We start from the raw sequence: 16,871 nt of genomic DNA, 5'->3' as shown, positions 1-16,871 counted from the left end.
CTCGTATATATCTTTACGTATGATGGATGTTGATGTCATTCCAGCGCAGGCTGGAATCCAGGGGGCAAACACGTATCCCGGATCAAGTCTAACAGGGTGATGAAAAAGGGGGAGTCCAGAGGGGCTTCGCCCCTTCTTAGGGGCACTCCCTCTTCCGAGAGGGGCCGAAGCCCCCTTTGGCAGGGGTCTGGGGGTGTCCCCCAGCTATAATCTTTTCCCCCTTCCTGGACAGGAAGGGGGTCAGGGGGTTGGTCGAAAGGGTTTTTCTTAGGCTTGCTAGAATGACAAGGACTGTAAAGGCATTTGTAAGACACTACACTAGTTGCACAAATCCGCGCAACATTCAGATTCTTCGCTTCGCTCATGAATGACATGTCAACGGCCTGTCACCCTTCTGTCGGAACGATAGCACCGACGCCACACACGAAGAGAGGCTCAGACTTCCCATAGGTGGCTGCTGCCCATTTCTGTCCGGCCTCCCCTTTTGCTGCGAACCACATCAAGGCTCCGCGTGCCCGGTGGCGTTGAGCGTTCGCCTGACAATACACTCAACTAATAGAGGTTCATTACCGCCTGTATCGCGCCGGGTACAGTCCTCTGGATGGAAAGTGTAGCCCCGGTGGGCGGGAAGACCTGAACCGTAAACTTTTCATACGCATCGATGGTGGCCGCATCCGGTATCGTGACGATAACCACGTGCTGCTCATCGGCCTCCAGCAAGTTGACCGCGCCTCGCTCAGTGCAGCCCCCGTTGATTTCACTTGTCCAGGTGATGTCCTCTGAGTGCACCTCGGTGTCGAAGTAGTTGATGACGACAGAATTCATGTCCACGCTCTCGTCCTCCAGTGTCAGGGCTACAGTGAACTGGATCTGTTCGAGCTCCGTCCCGTTGGGACTGAGACCAAGCACGGAACCCTGAATTGACATAGTCGCCTGGGCAGATGCCAGGCCCTGATACACCGTCGCCTTTCCTCTCTCTGCCGCGAAGATACCGGCCGACAGCACGCTGTAGGCCAGTACGGAAGCGACCGTCACGAAGGCAATCAGAATGATGGCTGTCTCCAACCCGGTCATACCACGCTGGCCTCGGTGGAGTCTGGCTATCACCTTCAAGAATCTCTTACGCATTTTACCCTCCTGCATCATCCTGTGGACACGCTACTCAGGCCTTTGCTTGACTCTCGTCATATTGCTTACAGCCTGGTATCCCGGCTTCTCTGAAGCACTACTCGCCGAGAGGGAATAAGATGCCCACTGGTGTACTCTGCGTATTGCCAGAAGCAACTCATCAAGACCAACTTCCGGCGAAAGGATACCGGCGGCACCGGCTTTCACCGCCGGCACCAGGTACCGAACTGTGTTTCGTGTTATGACAACTACCCGTGTCCAGGGCTGTGTCTCGATAATAGCGTGCACAGTATCAATGCCATCCATCCCTGCTATCAGGCTGTCAACCAATACCAGTACCACGTCCGGGGATAGCTCCCCGGCGGCTACAACAGCCTCGTTGCCACCAACCGTTTCACCGACGACCTCTACCCCAGCACCGTCACTGAGTGCGTCACTAATGCCCTGCATTGAAGCATCACTACCACCGACCAGGAGTACCCGGATAGCACCCTCAGTATTCATCTTCACCATCCTCAATCACTGTTTCTCAGTATTTCTTTGTATTGGTTACACCCACTACACTCCGGTGTACCTGGCGGAAGTGAGCAAGGGGTCGATATTATCATTTCAAAGGACACCGCAGGGCGTCAGTCTACGGTGTCCTTCCGGCGGAAAGAGATAAGGCGACTGTCTACTCAGGCCTTGAGTCAGAGTGTGCCACCACTTTTCCCTGCTCAAGTTAGCCTCCTTCTCTCTAATCCCACAATACTGCCGGTCGACTAAACAAAACATAAAAACGCCGGTCAATTTCCGAAACGTTTCCTAAACAGTCCCGCACTCCCGTACAACACAAAATCTGGGTGCTGGAGACTCCGCCTGAGATGTAAAATCCCTTGAGCTGCACGATGTCAGCAAGCTGTGCCTGCCCACATGGGACATCCGGAGCGAATACTAAGAGAAGGTGACCGATTATTCAGAGAAGGGTGGGCGGTGTTGGTGGTCGACGCAGGCTGCGCAGCGGCGAAGAGCTGCTCACACTACAGCGTATCATCACTCAATCCTGTCTCTCTTGGCCAGGTTATGCTTGGCACAGAGGAGTTGGACGTTCTCGGCCACCAGAGATGAACCGCCTCGCGAGTAAGGAATGATATGGTCGAAGTGGAGGTTCTCTCGACTTCCACACAGGACGCACCGACCCTTGTCACGCTTCCAGACCTCCAGTTTGACTGATGCAGGGATGAGACGGCTGTGGTCAAGTACCCTATCACCCTCGTCCTGATCTCGTGCATCGGCGACTGCCCGCAACTTGAACTTGAATACCCTGCGGGCACCACTGGTCTCCTGCAATGCATCAACCAGCTCAAACAAACCGTTGTAGGCCCAGATACCCGAGTGGATCTTCTCGTATGCCTTCACTAGTTCGGTCAGGAAGCCTTGATCTCTATGTCGGATTACAGCCTCATAGAAGAGACCATTCTGAGTGAGGGTGCCGCCGGGGTTCGACATAGGGTGCATTGCGCCGCAGGCTCATCAAGATAACACTACGCCGACCAGCGCCAGAATTACCTCCGGCGTGTGCCCCATACGGGTGCGCCAATCCGGCCAGGTATGGCCCATTATTAGCTCTCCTAGAGGGTACTCCCTTGTCCGTAAGAGAACATAGGCGTATAATTCTGGCGTGACCTGAAGGAACCGTATGGAAAAGACAACTCGTCAGTATCAACCAGAAGCGCTGAATTCAACGCACACTCACTGTCTGCAGCAGCCCTTATTTCCAAGCACACCTTTGCAGGCATAAAGATCTGATCTGAGTGGTAACTCAAGATGTTGCTTATGGAATAAGATATGTTTTTGTAGTCGCTATTATTTACTTTCCCCACCAAACATTATATGAAGGAGGAGTTGAAAATGGATTTATATGAAGCAATTGAGAAAAGGAGAACAATCCGAGGTTTTACCCGGGGTACCAGTGAGGAAATAGTGCGGAAGATAATCACGGCAGGCACCCACTCGATATCCGCGGGTAATAACCAGCCCTGGGAATTCATCATTGTCGACGACCCGCAACTGATTGCGCAGATTGCCGAACTAAAATACCAACTGAACCTGGTCTATTCGAAAAGTGTGGCGAAACAACAGCAGAATGCCTACAAGAATTGCAATGTGGTGGCGGCTTGTTATAAAGATGGCGGTGGTTATCTCTGGAGCATGTGGGCTTGTATCCAGAATATGGCTTTGGTTGCTACTGCGGAAGGGCTGGGCATTATACCGTCCACATTATGGGAAGAAAACCAGGTGGTAGTTGAGAAACTTCTTGGCCTTCCTGAAAACTATCATCTGGCTACGATGGTGCTAATCGGGGTGCAGAAGGGTTATCCCAGGAAAACGACACCGCAGATACAGCGGCGCCCTGAGTTCAGTTGGCTGCACCGGAACAGGTTCGGTACGCCCGGATAAAGGAGTATCATAGTGTGATAAAAATTCGTACGTGGATATGAGTCTGGAACTCGGTGTATTGACTATGTTGTTTACCGCAATTTTGTCTCTTCTACTAAGAGTGTGGTCGGTAATACGACAAGATACTGTCAGTGATTACATAGGAAGAAGTATCGCAGTTACATTTTGAGGTAGGATGGATATAATGGACACCAAAGTCAGGTAAAATAGAAAGACGGAGGTGTCAGAGTGAAAGGGATTCCACAAGGAAGGTATACGAAGGAGTTCAGCAGTGTGCTGAAAAGAGGAGTCCCCAGGCATAATCTTTCCCCCCTTCCTCGGTAGGAAGGCTCTTCCTGGCCAGGAAAGGGAAGGCACCGCACCTTCTGAGGGGCCCCGCCTCTTCTGAGAGGCGCTCCATCCGGGCCGCACGGGGGATGGTCGAAAGGGTTTTTCAGCACCCTGCTAGGCGTCACCCCAACCCCTTAACCATGAACCTGACCCTCTCCTGGATGGCCAGCGCCCTGCCGTCCTCGTCCACCACCGTGTACGCGTCCATGTGCTCGATGCCGGTTTCCACGTACCCCCGCCCGGTGTAGATGCCGTGGGCAATCCGGTAGTTCGGGTCAGCCAGGTCGCCCACGTCCAGCCCTATCCGCTCGTGGCCCCTCTGGCGCGCTTCTGCCTCCGCATAGTCCAGCAACTGCGTGGCAACTCCCTGTTTCCTGTACTCCGGCAGTACAAAGAGGTCTATCAGGTGAGGACAGCCGGGGAAACTCGCTCTGACCGGCTCCGCGACCGAGCCTTCCCAGTCCACGAACAGGATACCGGCAAGACGCCCATCCTGCCATGCCGTCGCGTAGACACCCCTTCCCTCCACCTGCTTGCGGTAGCGTTCCCGGTGCACCTCAGGGGGACGCCCTCCCGGCAGGCTTTCGTCAAGGCCCGCCAGGTCTTCCGCTTCTACCGGACGGATAACCAGAGGCAAACTCACTCCTTCACACCCCGTACTTCTCCGCCACGTAGCCGGAAAGACCGCGGCGGGCGTACTCTTCTGGGAACCGGAAGCCTGTATCGACCAGTTGTACCATCTGCCGTCCCAGCTCCCGGGCGCACTTCATCACATGCTCGTTGTCGTTCACCTCACCCCTCCCGCCGGCGTAGGCACTGACATAGTCCGCCGCCAGCATGTGGTTGATGGCGATATAGAAGTACCATTCCTTGATTGCCTCTATCAGACCGATGCCACCGGCCACGGCAATGACTCCACCCACCTTGCTCGCCAGCTTGAACTCGGGACGGCGTATCGAGTAGGTCCGGTCCATGATGGCCTTCGCCTGGGCACTCATCGTGTAGAAGTATATCGGGGTGCCGAAGATGATACCGTCGGACTCAATCATCTTCCTGAAAACGTCCTGCATGTCGTCCTGAATGTGGCAGATGCCGGTCGCAACGCAGGTCTGGCAGCCATCGCAGGGCTTTATGTCCTTGCCGTGCACGCTGAACATCTCCACCTCGGCACCCTCGTTACGGGCGCCCTCCAGCGCCTCGGTCACCAGCGTTTCGGTGTTGCCACCCTTTCTCGGACTGCAGGAAAGACCAAGTATCTTCACTCTAAATTCCTCCTCTTCTGGTATCAGGCTGCGGGCAAATTATAGCACCGTCGGCACGGCACCAACAATGCCGCCAGCTCCGGCCGGAGCCCATCACCCCGACGGACAGGTGACTTCTCCTCATACCCCCACTAACACTATCTTGTGTGTGCCGCCTTATCCCCAAGTCATTACCCTGGTAACACCCCACTCTATAAGGTGCCAATGAACCCTGCCAACAAACTACCCCCACACCGTTTTGGGGTGTCCAGAGGGGTGCAACCACTTTGGAACGGGGGTCTAAGGGGGTGTCCCCCTTTACGTCTCCCTCTATCCGGCGGTATTCCCTAACGTGCCAATGAACCCTGCCAACAAACTACCCCCACACCGTTTTGGGGTGTCCAGAGGGGTGCAACCACTTTGGAACGGGGGTCTAAGGGGGTGCCCCCCTTGACCCGTGCCAACAGGCACCTCAAGACACCGGTACCCGCGTTTCCCAGGAGACACACCCCCTTGACTATCACTGCTTCATACCTCCAGGTAGACATAACTCGAAAAACAATTCACGCCTGGTTAGCCTCGAATTGTTTCCATTTATTTCACTTTTCTCGTTTGTCGCCATTGATCCCATCTGTCCCCAATGCACTGGGCGAGTACAACGCCTTGACACACCCGCCAACTTGCCATACGATGAAATCACAGAAAGCACACCCGTAAGACTACCGGGATAAGGAGGGCCCATGTTCGAGAAGATACTGGTCTGCCTTGATGGTTCCGACCTTGCCGAGGAAATCCTGCCCTACGCCAGGGAGGTCGCCCAGCGCTTCGGGAGCAAGCTGGTGCTCCTCGAGGTCACCATGCCCCCGAGCGCCATCGTTGAACCGACCACTGGCTACTACTCCGCACCGACACCGGCGGAAATCCAGCGCAAGGAAGAAGAGGCCGTCACCTACCTGGAGAGCATTGCTCAGGCAATTCAGGCAGCGGGACTGGAGGTGGATTACCTCACCCTGCCCGGTAGCGCGGGCCGCAGCATTGTCAGCTACGCCGAGGAGAACGGCATCGGCCTGATAGCCCTCGGTACCCACGGCAGGAGTGGACTGAAGCGTTTCGCCTTCGGCAGCGTCGCCGAACACGTCCTCAAGGAATCCGGCCTGCCGGTGCTGGTAATCAGGCCACGCAGGTCCTGAGATGAGGGCCAAAGCATATTCCCATTTCGCCGAGAATTCGGTACAATGAGTTGATGCAGAAATCAAGCCAGACCCCTATCCGCCGTCAATATCTCAGCATCAAGCAGCAGTACCCGCAGGCTATTGTTCTCTTCCGCCTCGGAGATTTCTACGAGACCTTCGACGAGGACGCCCGCGTTGTCGCTAACGAGCTTGAGATTGTCCTTACCTCGCGGGAGATGGGCAAAGGGAACCGTGTGCCGATGGCCGGTATCCCATATCACGCCCTGGACAACTACCTCGCCAGGCTGATAAACCACGGCCACAAGGTGGCTATCTGCGAGCAGGTCACAAAACCCGGCGAGACCAAGGGCATCGTCGAGCGGGAAGTCGTCCGCGTGGTCACCCCCGGTACTATAGTCGAACCCGGCCTGCTCGACAGCAAGACAAACAACTACCTGGTCGGTGTAGTGCTCAACGACGAGGAAGCCGGTATCGCCTACGTGGATATTACCACCAGCGAGTTTGCCACCACCCAGCTACCCATACGACGGACTACCCCGGAACTGGAACGACTTCGCCCATCGGAGCTTATCACCAACGCTCGCGCCGAGCTTTCCGGACTGGAGCCAGACGTCCACATCACGCCGGTGGACGAATACTGGTTCGAACTGGAAACGTCACGCCAGGCCCTGCTGGAGCACTTCGGGGTGCGCACCCTCGATGGCTTCGGCTGTGCCCGACTACCCCTGGCAATCAGGGCTGCGGGAGCCGTAGTCCGCTATATCCAGGAAACACAGAAGGGCGCCCTGGGGCAGCTTACCCGACTTTCCACATACTCAACCGATTCCTTCATGGCACTGGACGTCCAGACGCAGACCAACCTGGAGCTCTTCCGCAGCGCCTCAGGGACGACAACCGGCTCACTGCTGTCAATTATCGACCTGACGAAAACGGCGATGGGCAGTCGGCTGCTCAAGAAGTGGCTCGGGCAACCGCTCCTCGATATCGAGGCACTGGTGAAAAGACAAGAAGCAGTTACCTGGTTCCATACCAACGCCCTGCCCCGGAATCAGGCAGCTTCCCTGCTGGGCCGCGTAGCCGACATGGAGCGGTTGGTCAACCGTATCGGCAGCAACATCGCCAGCCCCCTGGAGCTAATTGCCCTGCGGCGCAGCCTTGAGGTAGTGCCGGAAATTAAAGAAGCTATCTCCGGAGGCAACGGCCTCTACAACGGCAACGGCGCCTCGGACGTCACCTGGCTTAAGAACGAGCTCAAGCCCCGTGACGACGTGGTCGCACTCATCAGCGAGGCAATCGTCGACGAACCGTCCGGTGGACTCGGTGAGGGCAACGTCATCAGGCCGGGGTTCTCCGAAGAACTCGACGACCTCAAGGAGGTAGCCAGTAACGCCCGGCAATACCTGGCCAACCTGGAGCGCGACGAGCAGGAAAAGACCGGTATCAAGTCGCTGAAGATAGGTTATAACCGCGTCTTCGGCTACTACATCGAGGTGTCAAAGGCCAACCTCTCCCAGGTGCCGGAGACGTACATCCGCAAGCAGACGCTGGTCAACGGCGAGCGGTACTTCACGCCGGAGTTGAAGGAGTACGAATCAACTATCCTCAATGCTCGGGAGCGGATTACTGAGCTTGAAAGCAGCATCTTCCGCAGGGTGTGCCAGCAGGTGGCCGCCGCCAGTGAGGCAATCCTGGCCGTGGCCGGGGCAATTGCTCACGCCGACGCTTTCTGCGGTCTCGCCGAGGTCGCTGTCCGCTATGGCTACACCCGGCCGGAACTGACCACGGGCGAAGAAGTAATCATCATGCAGGGACGCCACCCCGTGGTTGAGAGGACCCTCAGCGACGGCGCCTTCGTACCCAACGACACCTACCTCTCCAACCGTGATGCCCAGCTAATAATCCTTACCGGGCCGAACATGGCCGGGAAATCGACCTACCTGAGACAGGTCGCCCTGATTGTGCTACTGGCGCAGGTCGGCAGCTTCGTCCCGGCGGACTCGGCCACCATCGGCGTGGTAGACCGCATCTTCACGCGGATTGGTGCGCGTGAGGACATTACTTCGGGGCAGTCCACCTTCATGATGGAGATGGTGGAGACGGCCAACATCCTGAACAACGCTACCAGGCGCTCGTTACTGATACTGGACGAAATCGGGCGGGGCACCAGCACCTATGACGGCCTGTCCATCGCCCGGGCGGTGGCGGAGTACATCCACAACTACCCCCGGCTGGGAGCAAAGACCCTCTTTGCCACCCATTACCACGAGATGGTGGAGTTGGCCGGCTTCCTGCCCCGGGTCAAGAACTTCAACGTCGCCGTGACCGAGGAGAAGGGAGAGGTCATCTTTCTGCGCAAGATAGTGCCCGGCGGGGTCGATAAGAGCTACGGGATACACGTGGCCAAGCTGGCGGGACTGCCCCGGTCGGTAGTGCACCGCGCCCAGGAGGTGCTGGAAGACCTCGAGGGGGACAGCCGCCGCTCCGCGCCGAAGAGAAAAGGCCGCCAGCCCCAAGAGACAGTCCAGCAGATACCCCTCTTCGGGCAGAAATCACCAATCACCGAGGAACTTCAAACGCTGGATATCGACTCCCTGACACCGCTGGAAGCCCTCACCCGGCTGTACGAGTTGCAGAAGAAGGCCAGGGAAGAGTAGATGACTTCCCGCAGATAAAAAAGGAGGTGCCCGAATGCCGGACTACGTGTACGACCATATTCACCTGTACAGTCCTGACCCGTTGAAGACAGCCCAGTTCTACGAAGACATGTTCAATGCCGAAAGGGTCAATGCAAGAGAGCTCCCCAATGGACAGGTCAGCGTGGAGCTCAGTCTCAGTGGTTCGAGGATACTGATTATGCAGCAGTCCGCCGACGCGAAGCCGGTGTCAACGGCGCGGGGTACGGTGAGCGGGCTGGAGCACTTCGGGATAAGGACCGATGATATCGAAACGGCCGTGACCGACCTGAAGGCAAAGGGTGTGGAGTTCCGCGACGACATATGGGAAATCCGGCCGGGCATCAAGATATCGTTCCTGTGGGCACCGGAGGATGTGCTCATCGAGTTGCTTGAAGTCAGGGCCTAACCGAGAGGAGAGTCACTGAGAGGCAAAGGCTACAAGGCGATAATAATGAAATTTCGGGAAACAAATCGAGGCTGGCCAGGCGTGGGGAATTGTTTCTAGAGTTATGTCTAGTGCTCAGGGTGTCGTCTCTGTGACGCAATCAATGCCTCTTGCCTTGGAGCGACGGGCAGAAGACGTCAAGGGGGACTCCCCCTTGGAGCCAGATTGCCGCGTCGTCCTTCCGGGAAGGACTTCCTCGCAACGACAGAATGCGGCCGTGTCCCCATCCCCTTTAAACAAGGAGTGGGAACATAGAGGGTGAGGTTACCTCATCCCCATATCGGAGAGCAAACAAAGACCACACCGGCAGAATTACCTGCCCGTGCAGAGGTAAGAACGGGTTGCCGGGATGAAGGGCCTACTGACCCTCGTTCAGGTCCTTCAACACCGCCTCTATCTTGTCCGAACCCCAGCCGATGAAGCCGGCTACCTGCCGGAGAGACATACTCATCGCCATGGCAAGCTGGCTCTCGTCCACCGGCTGCCCGGCGTGCCTGGCGATAATCTCCTTGGCATCGGGGCGCGACTTCAGGACCTCACTAATCGTGGAATCAGCGGTCAGTGCCATCTCTTTCCTCCTGTTCCTGGTCCGGATTTGCCCGGCTATCGAGCAACTGTATTGAATGATATGACACTGCCACACCACTGTCAAACCCTTGACAGTCCGGCGGGGCAGGCTTACCATGGGTATAGGTTCACATGCCAGAAGTATCTCTGAACGGACTGAACACCTACTACCGGCAGGACGGGACGGGGTCCCGTATCTTCTTTCTATTCAATGGTGCCGGCTGCACTACCGAGACCTGGGGCGAACTGGCGGAATGGCTTGCCGGCCTCGGGCGGGTGGTCCGCTTCGACGCCCGCGGTGCCGGGCAGACAGAGTTACCCAAGGAGCCCTACACCCTGGAGACCCTGGCCGGGGATGCCATTGCCCTGATGGACCACCTGGAGATAGAGAAAGCCATCCTCATCGGTCACGCCTTCGGCGGCCGTATCGCCCAGATAGTCACCCGTGACCACCCGGAGAGAGCATCAGCCCTCATACTTTGCGGTACCGGTGGCTTCTACCCGCCAAGGATGGGCCAGCCCCCTGCGGACGCTTCCCGGGAAGAGGCCTGGCTGTACCGTTTCTGCGGCGCCAGGTTCCGCGAAGAGCAGCCGGAACGGGCACAGCACCTGCTGGACGAGTTCTTCGCTATGCGTCCCCCCCGGGAGGCCGGGGATCTCAGGACCAGGGCAATTGGAGCCACCCCGGCAGCCACCTACTGGGGCACCACACCAGACTCACTCCCGGTGCTGCTGGTCTATGGTACCGAAGACCGTTTCGGTCACACGGACAACGCGCACGACCTTGCCGGGCGACTGAAGAACTCCCGCCTTGTCTTTATCGAAGGCACTGGGCACTTTGCCATACGGGAGAAACCGGAACGCGTACTGGTAGAAATTACGGACTTCATCAAGGAGCATGGGTTGTGAACATAGAAGGAAAAGTCGTCGTCATCACTGGAGCGGGAAGCGGCATCGGGCGAGCCCTGGCCGCAGGCTTTGCCGGGGATGGTGCCTACGTGCTTGGCTTTGACATCAATAGAGAGGGACTTGCCGAGACGGCGCGGGGCTGTGCCGACCAGTTCTTAGGCGTGCAGGGTGATGTATCGTCGGAGAAAGACGTCGACCGTCTGGTAGCCGCGACAATGGAACGATTCGACCGCATTGATATACTGTTCAACAACGCCGGAATCAATATCCCGGACCCGCTCCGGTCTGACGCACCGTTCCAGAACTGGAAGCGAGCAATTGACGTGAACCTTATCGGCGTCGCCCTGTGTACACATCGCATCCTGCCGATTATGGTCAGGCAGGGATACGGGCGCATTATCAATGTAATATCGAGAGCGGCGGAAGCCACGGGGGCAGGGAACACGGCATATTCCGCTTCCAAAGCAGGCGTGACCTCCCTCACCAGGACCCTGGTCAATGGGCTTACGCAGGCCGGCCACAAGGATATCCTGATAAACTCGATGATACCCGGCCCAACACGGACGCCGATATGGGGCCAGACGCTGACCAACGGCTCCCTGCCCGAGCAACTACTGAATCAAATGCAGGATGTGGACGTAGTCTACCCGCACGCCCGTTTTCTCGTGGAGTTGCCTTCGGGAGGGCCCAGCGGACGCGTGTTCTGGAACAGTCTGGAATACCCCATCTACGAGCACTTCAACGACTGAGCCGCTAGCTGATTACCTCAGCTAGCGGTGGCTAACTGCCGACGGCTGAGCGTCCCCGGAACTCCCGTACGATGTCAGGGTGCCGCACAAGGGCACCCCCGATGCCGTACTGGTTGCGGAGTCGCAGCGGCACACAGCAGCAAGCGCAGCAGTTGCATATCGCGTAGTAGTCCTCGCGGCACTTGATGATGGTGTGGATGAGGCCTTGTTCGCGGCACTGGCGGAGGACGTCCTTCGCTTCCTCCCTGCTTATCTCCCGGTAGTCATGCGGCCTCTGTGCAACAAAGATGTTGCGGTTCAGCCCCAGCATTATCTCCGTGTCCCGCGGCCGGTCGCAGTTGTGGAAAACCTCGCGACAGGTGCACGGTCCCAGTGCCAGCCCTTCGGAGAGGTCGACTATCTCCTCGGCCTCCCCGGGAGTGAGCAAATAGCCGCCCTCCATGGTACTCCCCCAGACATTGGCCACCCACCGAACCAGTGGCCCAATGATGGGGATACGTGTCCACCTTGCCCAGAACATGTAGAACTTGAGGGCAAACTCACGGTGGTGACTGTACAGCTTCAGTGTATGGTGCATTCTAACTCCAGCATAGCACAGAAGCAGAAATAATTATTAAAAAGAGCGTAGAGACCGGCTTGTGGCTTCGGGGAGACGCTATCAGGCAGGACTGACGATGTAGTTCCTCAACGTGCCGATGGGCTCTATCCTTATCTCCACGGTATCGCCGACGGACATCGGGCCGATACCGCTGGGGGTGCCGGTGGCAATAACGTCGCCGGGCAGCAGCGTCATCACGTGCGAGGCGAAGCTGATTACGTCCCGGACGGAGTGAATCAGGTCGTTGGTGTTACCTTGCTGTTTCAGTTCCCCGTTGAGGTATGTCTCCACCGGAGCATTGCCGGGGTCAAGCTCCGTCTCGATGCAGGGACCGAATGGCGCAAAGGTATCAAAACCCTTGGCGCGGGTCCACTGCCCGTCCAGACCCTGGAGGTCACGAGCGGAAACGTCGTTTAAGCAGGTATAGCCGAGCACGTAGTCCAGCGCTTCGTCCGGCGACACCCGTCGCGCCTTCCTGCCAATCACCACACCGAACTCGCCCTCGTAGTCGACCCGCGACGACATGGCCGGGTAGATAATATTGTCTTCCGGCCCGATTACGGACGTCGATGGTTTGAGGAAAATCAATGGGACATCGGGTATCGGCATGCCTGCCTCTTCGGCATGTTTGCGATAGTTCAGACCTATTGCCACTATCTTGGAGGGCAGGCAAGGCGCGAGCAGTCTGACCTCGCTCAATGGGTGGTACTCATCAACACGCATGAACCGGCGAAACGGGCTACCGTCGATGACCTGTATGGTCTGACCGCTCAGTACACCGTACCTGGTCTTCCTGCCGGTTGCGAACCGTACGAACTTCATTACAGGTTTCAGTTTAACCGACATCGCAGGCGAATTACAAGGCTATCACATGGCACACTCCGAAATTGCCTGGTTATGGTCGTTATGTTATCATTGAAACTGAAATGGAAGCTGAAATTGAGTCCATCGAGAGCGGCACGGTTACCTCACCACAGGGGTTTCACGCCGGTGCCACCGCCGCCGGAATAAAGGGGAGTGCCGGTGACAGGCTGGACCTGGGAGTCCTTTTCTCGCAGGAGCCTTGCGTCACCGCCGGTCTGCTCACTTCCAACAGTATCAAGTCTGCGCCTGTGTTGTTATGTCAAGAGCGACTCCGGGAAGGTCACCGAGTAATGGCAGTGGTTGCCAATAGCGGCTGCGCCAATGCCAGTACCGGTGACCGGGGCCTGGCCGACGCCGCGGAAATGGCATCCCTGGCGGCAAACAGCATCGGCACCGAAGCGGAGAACGTCCTCGTAGCCAGTACCGGCGTTATCGGCCGCCTGCTGCCCATGGAACGGATAAAGGACGGCCTGAACAGCATCAGCCTGTCCGATGACGGCGGGCACGAGTTGGCCATGGCGATTATGACCACAGACACGTTCCCCAAGGAGGATGCGGTAACCGTCCGTGACGGAGATACACGCTACACCATCGGTGGAGTGGCCAAGGGTTCCGGTATGATACATCCCAATATGGCAACCCTGCTCTGCTTCCTGACCACGGATGCTGCCGTAGACCCTTCTTTCTTAGAGCTGGCGCTGCGTCGCGCGGCTAGCGTCTCTTTCAACATGGTCTCCATCGATGGCGATACCAGCCCGAGCGATACCCTGTTGCTAATGGCCAACGGGATGGCGGGAAACGCACCTCTGTTAGAGAGAACCAGGTCCGCCGAGGTCTTCCAGGAAGCCCTTGACCGGGTCTGCATCCACCTGGCAAAGTCCATCGCACGCGACGGCGAAGGGGCCACCAAGCTGATTGAGGTCACCGTTAACGGGGCAGTCAACCAGGCAGATGCTGTGACAGCAGCACGGACAATAGTAAGCTCGCCCCTGCTCAAGTCCGCCGTCTACGGTTGTGACCCCAACTGGGGACGGGTGGTCGCTGCACTGGGACGGAGCGGGGCAAAGGTAGAAGAGGCTACACTCGATGTCTACATCGGGGATACTATGGTACTCAAAGCAGGTACGCCGCAACCTTTTAACGAGGCTGGCGTTGTCCAGATTCTAGAACAGAGTGAGGTTACGATAACCGTCAATCTCAACCTGGGCCCGGCTTCAGCCACCGCCTGGGGCTGCGACCTCACCGAAGAATACGTCCTCATCAACAGCAAGTACACGACCTGACAGGCCCTCACCAGGGAAAGATAATGAATACCAAACTGAACGAAGTAATCGTAATCAAGATAGGCGGCAGCACCTTCGGTAAACACGAACCCACCGTTCTGGATGTCGGTGACGTTGAAGATATCGTTGAACTTCAGCGACGCGGCATTCCAATGGTTATCGTGCACGGAGGGGGCAAAATGATAACCGAATGGCTTGGGAAGCAAGCCATTACCACTCATTTCGTCCGTGGTGAAAGGGTGACCGACAGGCCAACCCTGGAAGTAGTTATTTCCGTGCTGGCCGGTCTGGCTAATAAGGAAATAGTAACCCTGCTGAATAGCCGTGAAGGTAAGGCTGTTGGCATCAGCGGCGTGGATGGTGCCCTGCTTGAAGGCAAACTCAGAGAAAAAGAAATGGGTTTCGTAGGCACAGTCACTAAGGTAAATATCAGTATCCTCGATACTCTGCTGAGTTCAGGCTTTATTCCCGTAATCGCCCCGCTGAGTATTCACGTACTTGGCAGGTCAGATGGTGAACCGCAGATACTGAATGTTAACGGTGATACCGTCGCTGGTGAAATCGCCGCGGCAATCGCCGCCGAACGGCTTATCTTCCTCACCGATGTTGACGGTATTCATGATAAACAGGATAATCTGATTTCCCACCTCTCCCCTGCTGAAGCTGAGGAATTGCTATCTTCGGGGGTAGCTTCCGGGGGAATGATTCCTAAAATTAGAGCTTGCCTGAAGGCTCTTTCACGAAGTAGGACCGCCTCGATTATTGGCGGTAAAACACCCCACGCCCTGCTCAGGGAAATCGAAGGCGAGGAGATAGGCACAACAATTCGGTCCTCCGGAGGGTAGTCTGAAGAGACGTAACCCCATCTCAGATAGTGTGCTGGGGAGTCCAGAGGGAGCGCCCCTCAGAAGGGGCGATACCCCTCTGGCAGGGGTGTCTGGGCGTCATTCTTACAGAATGACGTTAGCAGAATCCGAAACCAGATTCTGCCGGTGTCCCCCAGATTCCTTTATCCTCCCCCTTTCCTTCGAAGGAGAGGGGGAACGGGGGGGTGAGGTTGACAGGAACGTCATCCTCTGGGAGCAAGAAACAACAGAGCAACTTATTGGAGCGTAGAGATGAGCAACTGGCAGGAACTTGAAAGTAAATACTATATGCAGACAATAGTACGCATCCCGGTGACCCTGGTCAGGGGTGAAGGTGCCCGTATATGGGACGATAAAGGCAAAGAGTACCTGGACTTTGTCGGTGGTCTGGCGGTCAACTGCTTGGGGCACTGTCACCCGGTGGTTGCCGATGCTGTTGCTGAACAGGCGCGTACTCTCATGCAGACCTCAAACTGGTACTATACCGTTCCCCAGATTCGCCTAGCCGAGCTTCTGGTAGAAAATAGCTGTCTTGATAAAGTTTTTATCGGCAATAGCGGATTGGAAGCGAATGAAGGCGCGGTAAAGCTGGCCCGACGCTACGGTCATCTCGAATTGAACGGCGCCTACGAAGTAATTACGACTATGAACTCCTTCCATGGACGTTCCCTGGCCATGACAGCGGCGAGCGGCCAGTCGAAGATGCATGAGCCGTATATTCCGCTGCCGGTCGGTTTTGTCAACGTAGCCAATAACGATATTGAGGCCATTAAGACGGCGACGACAGACAAGACCTGCGCCGTAATGCTGGAACCGATCCAGGGAGAAGGCGGCGTTAATGTCCCTGATGACGACTATCTAACCAAAGTGCGGGAGTGGTGCAACCAGAAAGGCATTCTACTCATCCTTGACGAAATTCAGACCGGCATAGGTCGCTTGGGAACACTCTTCGGTTATGAGCTGTACGGTATCGAACCCGATATCCTGACGCTGGCCAAGGGTCTGGGCAGTGGTATACCCATCGGGGCGTTGCTGGCTAAGGAAAAAGCCGCAGTTTTTGCCCCCGGCGACCATAACTCTACGTTTGGTGGTAATCCCGTTACCAGCGCCGCCGCGTATGCAACACTGAAATATGTCATAGACAATGAAATTGCCGATAACGCCGCCAAGGTAGGACAGTACCTGATGGCAAGGCTAAACGACCTGAAGGAGAAATATTCGTTCATCACCGACGTTCGCGGTCGTGGCCTATTACTGGCCATAGAGTTTGACCGCGAGATTGGCCAGGATATATTGGACGCTTGCCTTGAGAATGGTATGCTGATCAACAGGTTAAAACCTAACGCCATCCGTCTCATACCCCCGCTTATCATCGGTAATAGCGAAGTTGATGAAGCGCTTGGTTTACTGGATAAAAGCCTGTCCGGCATTGATAACTGATGCCTGACAGTTAAGGTGAGGCAATATACTCTACCTGAAGGAGACTTAAAATGGCAGATAAGGTAATACTGGCCTATAGTGGCGGCCTGGATACATCGGTGGCAGTCACATGGATACAGGAAAACTATGGTCTGGACGTTATTA

18 protein-coding genes are annotated in these 16,871 nt (G+C 56.5%); 10 read left to right on the top strand and 8 right to left on the bottom strand.

Annotated elements, in window-relative coordinates:
• Positions 1-552: 552 nt before the first annotated feature.
• The 3 genes from VMW13_01755 to VMW13_01745 all read right to left on the bottom strand — a co-directional run bounded on the left by VMW13_01755 (position 553) and on the right by VMW13_01745 (position 2,526).
• Positions 553-1,128, bottom strand: a complete 576-nt coding sequence (locus VMW13_01755; protein ID HUV43534.1) for a flagellin — start codon at positions 1,126-1,128, stop codon at positions 553-555.
• A gap of 30 nt (positions 1,129-1,158) precedes the next feature.
• On the bottom strand, positions 1,159-1,632 hold the full coding sequence (locus tag VMW13_01750) for a response regulator transcription factor (protein HUV43533.1): 474 nt from the start codon (positions 1,630-1,632) through the stop codon (positions 1,159-1,161).
• Positions 1,633-2,160: 528 nt separating this feature from the next.
• A complete protein-coding gene (locus VMW13_01745) occupies positions 2,161-2,526 on the bottom strand; it encodes an HNH endonuclease (GenBank protein HUV43532.1) in 366 nt (121 codons plus the stop codon).
• Between the two features lie 492 nt (positions 2,527-3,018).
• Between VMW13_01745 and VMW13_01740 the strand changes: the two genes are divergently transcribed.
• Positions 3,019-3,567 (top strand): nitroreductase family protein, encoded by a 549-nt coding sequence (locus VMW13_01740; protein HUV43531.1) that lies wholly within the window; start codon positions 3,019-3,021, stop codon positions 3,565-3,567.
• A 451-nt stretch (positions 3,568-4,018) separates the two neighbouring features.
• Here VMW13_01740 and VMW13_01735 read toward each other — a convergent pair whose 3' ends face one another.
• Positions 4,019-4,534 (bottom strand): GNAT family N-acetyltransferase, encoded by a 516-nt coding sequence (locus VMW13_01735; GenBank protein ID HUV43530.1) that lies wholly within the window; start codon positions 4,532-4,534, stop codon positions 4,019-4,021.
• Positions 4,535-4,544: 10 nt separating this feature from the next.
• Positions 4,545-5,159 (bottom strand): flavodoxin family protein, encoded by a 615-nt coding sequence (locus VMW13_01730; GenBank protein ID HUV43529.1) that lies wholly within the window; start codon positions 5,157-5,159, stop codon positions 4,545-4,547.
• 719 nt (positions 5,160-5,878) lie between these two features.
• Between VMW13_01730 and VMW13_01725 the strand changes: the two genes are divergently transcribed.
• Genes VMW13_01725 through VMW13_01715 form a run of 3 tightly spaced genes read left to right on the top strand, consistent with a single transcriptional unit; the run spans position 5,879 to position 9,412 of the window.
• Positions 5,879-6,328, top strand: coding sequence for a universal stress protein (locus VMW13_01725; GenBank protein HUV43528.1), 450 nt, complete (start codon positions 5,879-5,881; stop codon positions 6,326-6,328).
• 53 nt (positions 6,329-6,381) lie between these two features.
• Positions 6,382-8,985: a DNA mismatch repair protein MutS gene (gene mutS / locus VMW13_01720; protein HUV43527.1), complete on the top strand. Its 2,604-nt coding sequence runs from the start codon at positions 6,382-6,384 to the stop codon at positions 8,983-8,985.
• Between the two features lie 34 nt (positions 8,986-9,019).
• Positions 9,020-9,412 (top strand): VOC family protein, encoded by a 393-nt coding sequence (locus VMW13_01715; GenBank protein HUV43526.1) that lies wholly within the window; start codon positions 9,020-9,022, stop codon positions 9,410-9,412.
• Between the two features lie 397 nt (positions 9,413-9,809).
• On the opposite strand, the gene VMW13_01710 is transcribed toward VMW13_01715, so the two are convergent.
• A complete protein-coding gene (locus VMW13_01710) occupies positions 9,810-10,019 on the bottom strand; it encodes a hypothetical protein (protein HUV43525.1) in 210 nt (69 codons plus the stop codon).
• A 131-nt stretch (positions 10,020-10,150) separates the two neighbouring features.
• Between VMW13_01710 and VMW13_01705 the strand changes: the two genes are divergently transcribed.
• Positions 10,151-10,927: an alpha/beta hydrolase gene (locus tag VMW13_01705; GenBank protein HUV43524.1), complete on the top strand. Its 777-nt coding sequence runs from the start codon at positions 10,151-10,153 to the stop codon at positions 10,925-10,927.
• Positions 10,924-11,676 carry an SDR family oxidoreductase gene (locus VMW13_01700; protein HUV43523.1) on the top strand — a complete coding sequence of 251 codons (753 nt, stop codon included), beginning with the start codon at positions 10,924-10,926 and terminating at the stop codon, positions 11,674-11,676. The genes VMW13_01705 and VMW13_01700 overlap by 4 nt, the downstream gene beginning before the upstream one ends.
• A gap of 31 nt (positions 11,677-11,707) precedes the next feature.
• Here VMW13_01700 and VMW13_01695 read toward each other — a convergent pair whose 3' ends face one another.
• Positions 11,708-12,253 (bottom strand): ferredoxin-like protein, encoded by a 546-nt coding sequence (locus VMW13_01695; GenBank protein ID HUV43522.1) that lies wholly within the window; start codon positions 12,251-12,253, stop codon positions 11,708-11,710.
• A gap of 81 nt (positions 12,254-12,334) precedes the next feature.
• The gene (locus VMW13_01690; GenBank protein ID HUV43521.1) at positions 12,335-13,096 is read right to left on the bottom strand and encodes a fumarylacetoacetate hydrolase family protein; all 762 of its coding nucleotides are present in this window, start codon (positions 13,094-13,096) and stop codon (positions 12,335-12,337) included.
• 104 nt (positions 13,097-13,200) lie between these two features.
• Between VMW13_01690 and argJ the strand changes: the two genes are divergently transcribed.
• The 4 genes from argJ to VMW13_01670 form a co-directional block, all read left to right on the top strand.
• Positions 13,201-14,421, top strand: coding sequence for a bifunctional glutamate N-acetyltransferase/amino-acid acetyltransferase ArgJ (argJ, locus tag VMW13_01685; GenBank protein ID HUV43520.1), 1,221 nt, complete (start codon positions 13,201-13,203; stop codon positions 14,419-14,421).
• A 23-nt stretch (positions 14,422-14,444) separates the two neighbouring features.
• Entirely contained in the window at positions 14,445-15,266 is an 822-nt protein-coding gene (gene argB / locus VMW13_01680) for an acetylglutamate kinase (GenBank protein HUV43519.1), read from the top strand.
• 273 nt (positions 15,267-15,539) lie between these two features.
• On the top strand, positions 15,540-16,727 hold the full coding sequence (locus VMW13_01675) for an aspartate aminotransferase family protein (protein HUV43518.1): 1,188 nt from the start codon (positions 15,540-15,542) through the stop codon (positions 16,725-16,727).
• Between the two features lie 50 nt (positions 16,728-16,777).
• Positions 16,778-16,871 (top strand): argininosuccinate synthase domain-containing protein (locus VMW13_01670; protein ID HUV43517.1); only part of this gene is annotated, 94 nt, incomplete at its 3' end.

The organism is Dehalococcoidales bacterium (genome assembly GCA_035529395.1).
GTDB lineage: Bacteria > Chloroflexota > Dehalococcoidia > Dehalococcoidales > Fen-1064 > DUES01.
Note: the sequence above shows the minus strand (reverse complement) of the source record. Positions and strands in the feature narration are given on the sequence as shown.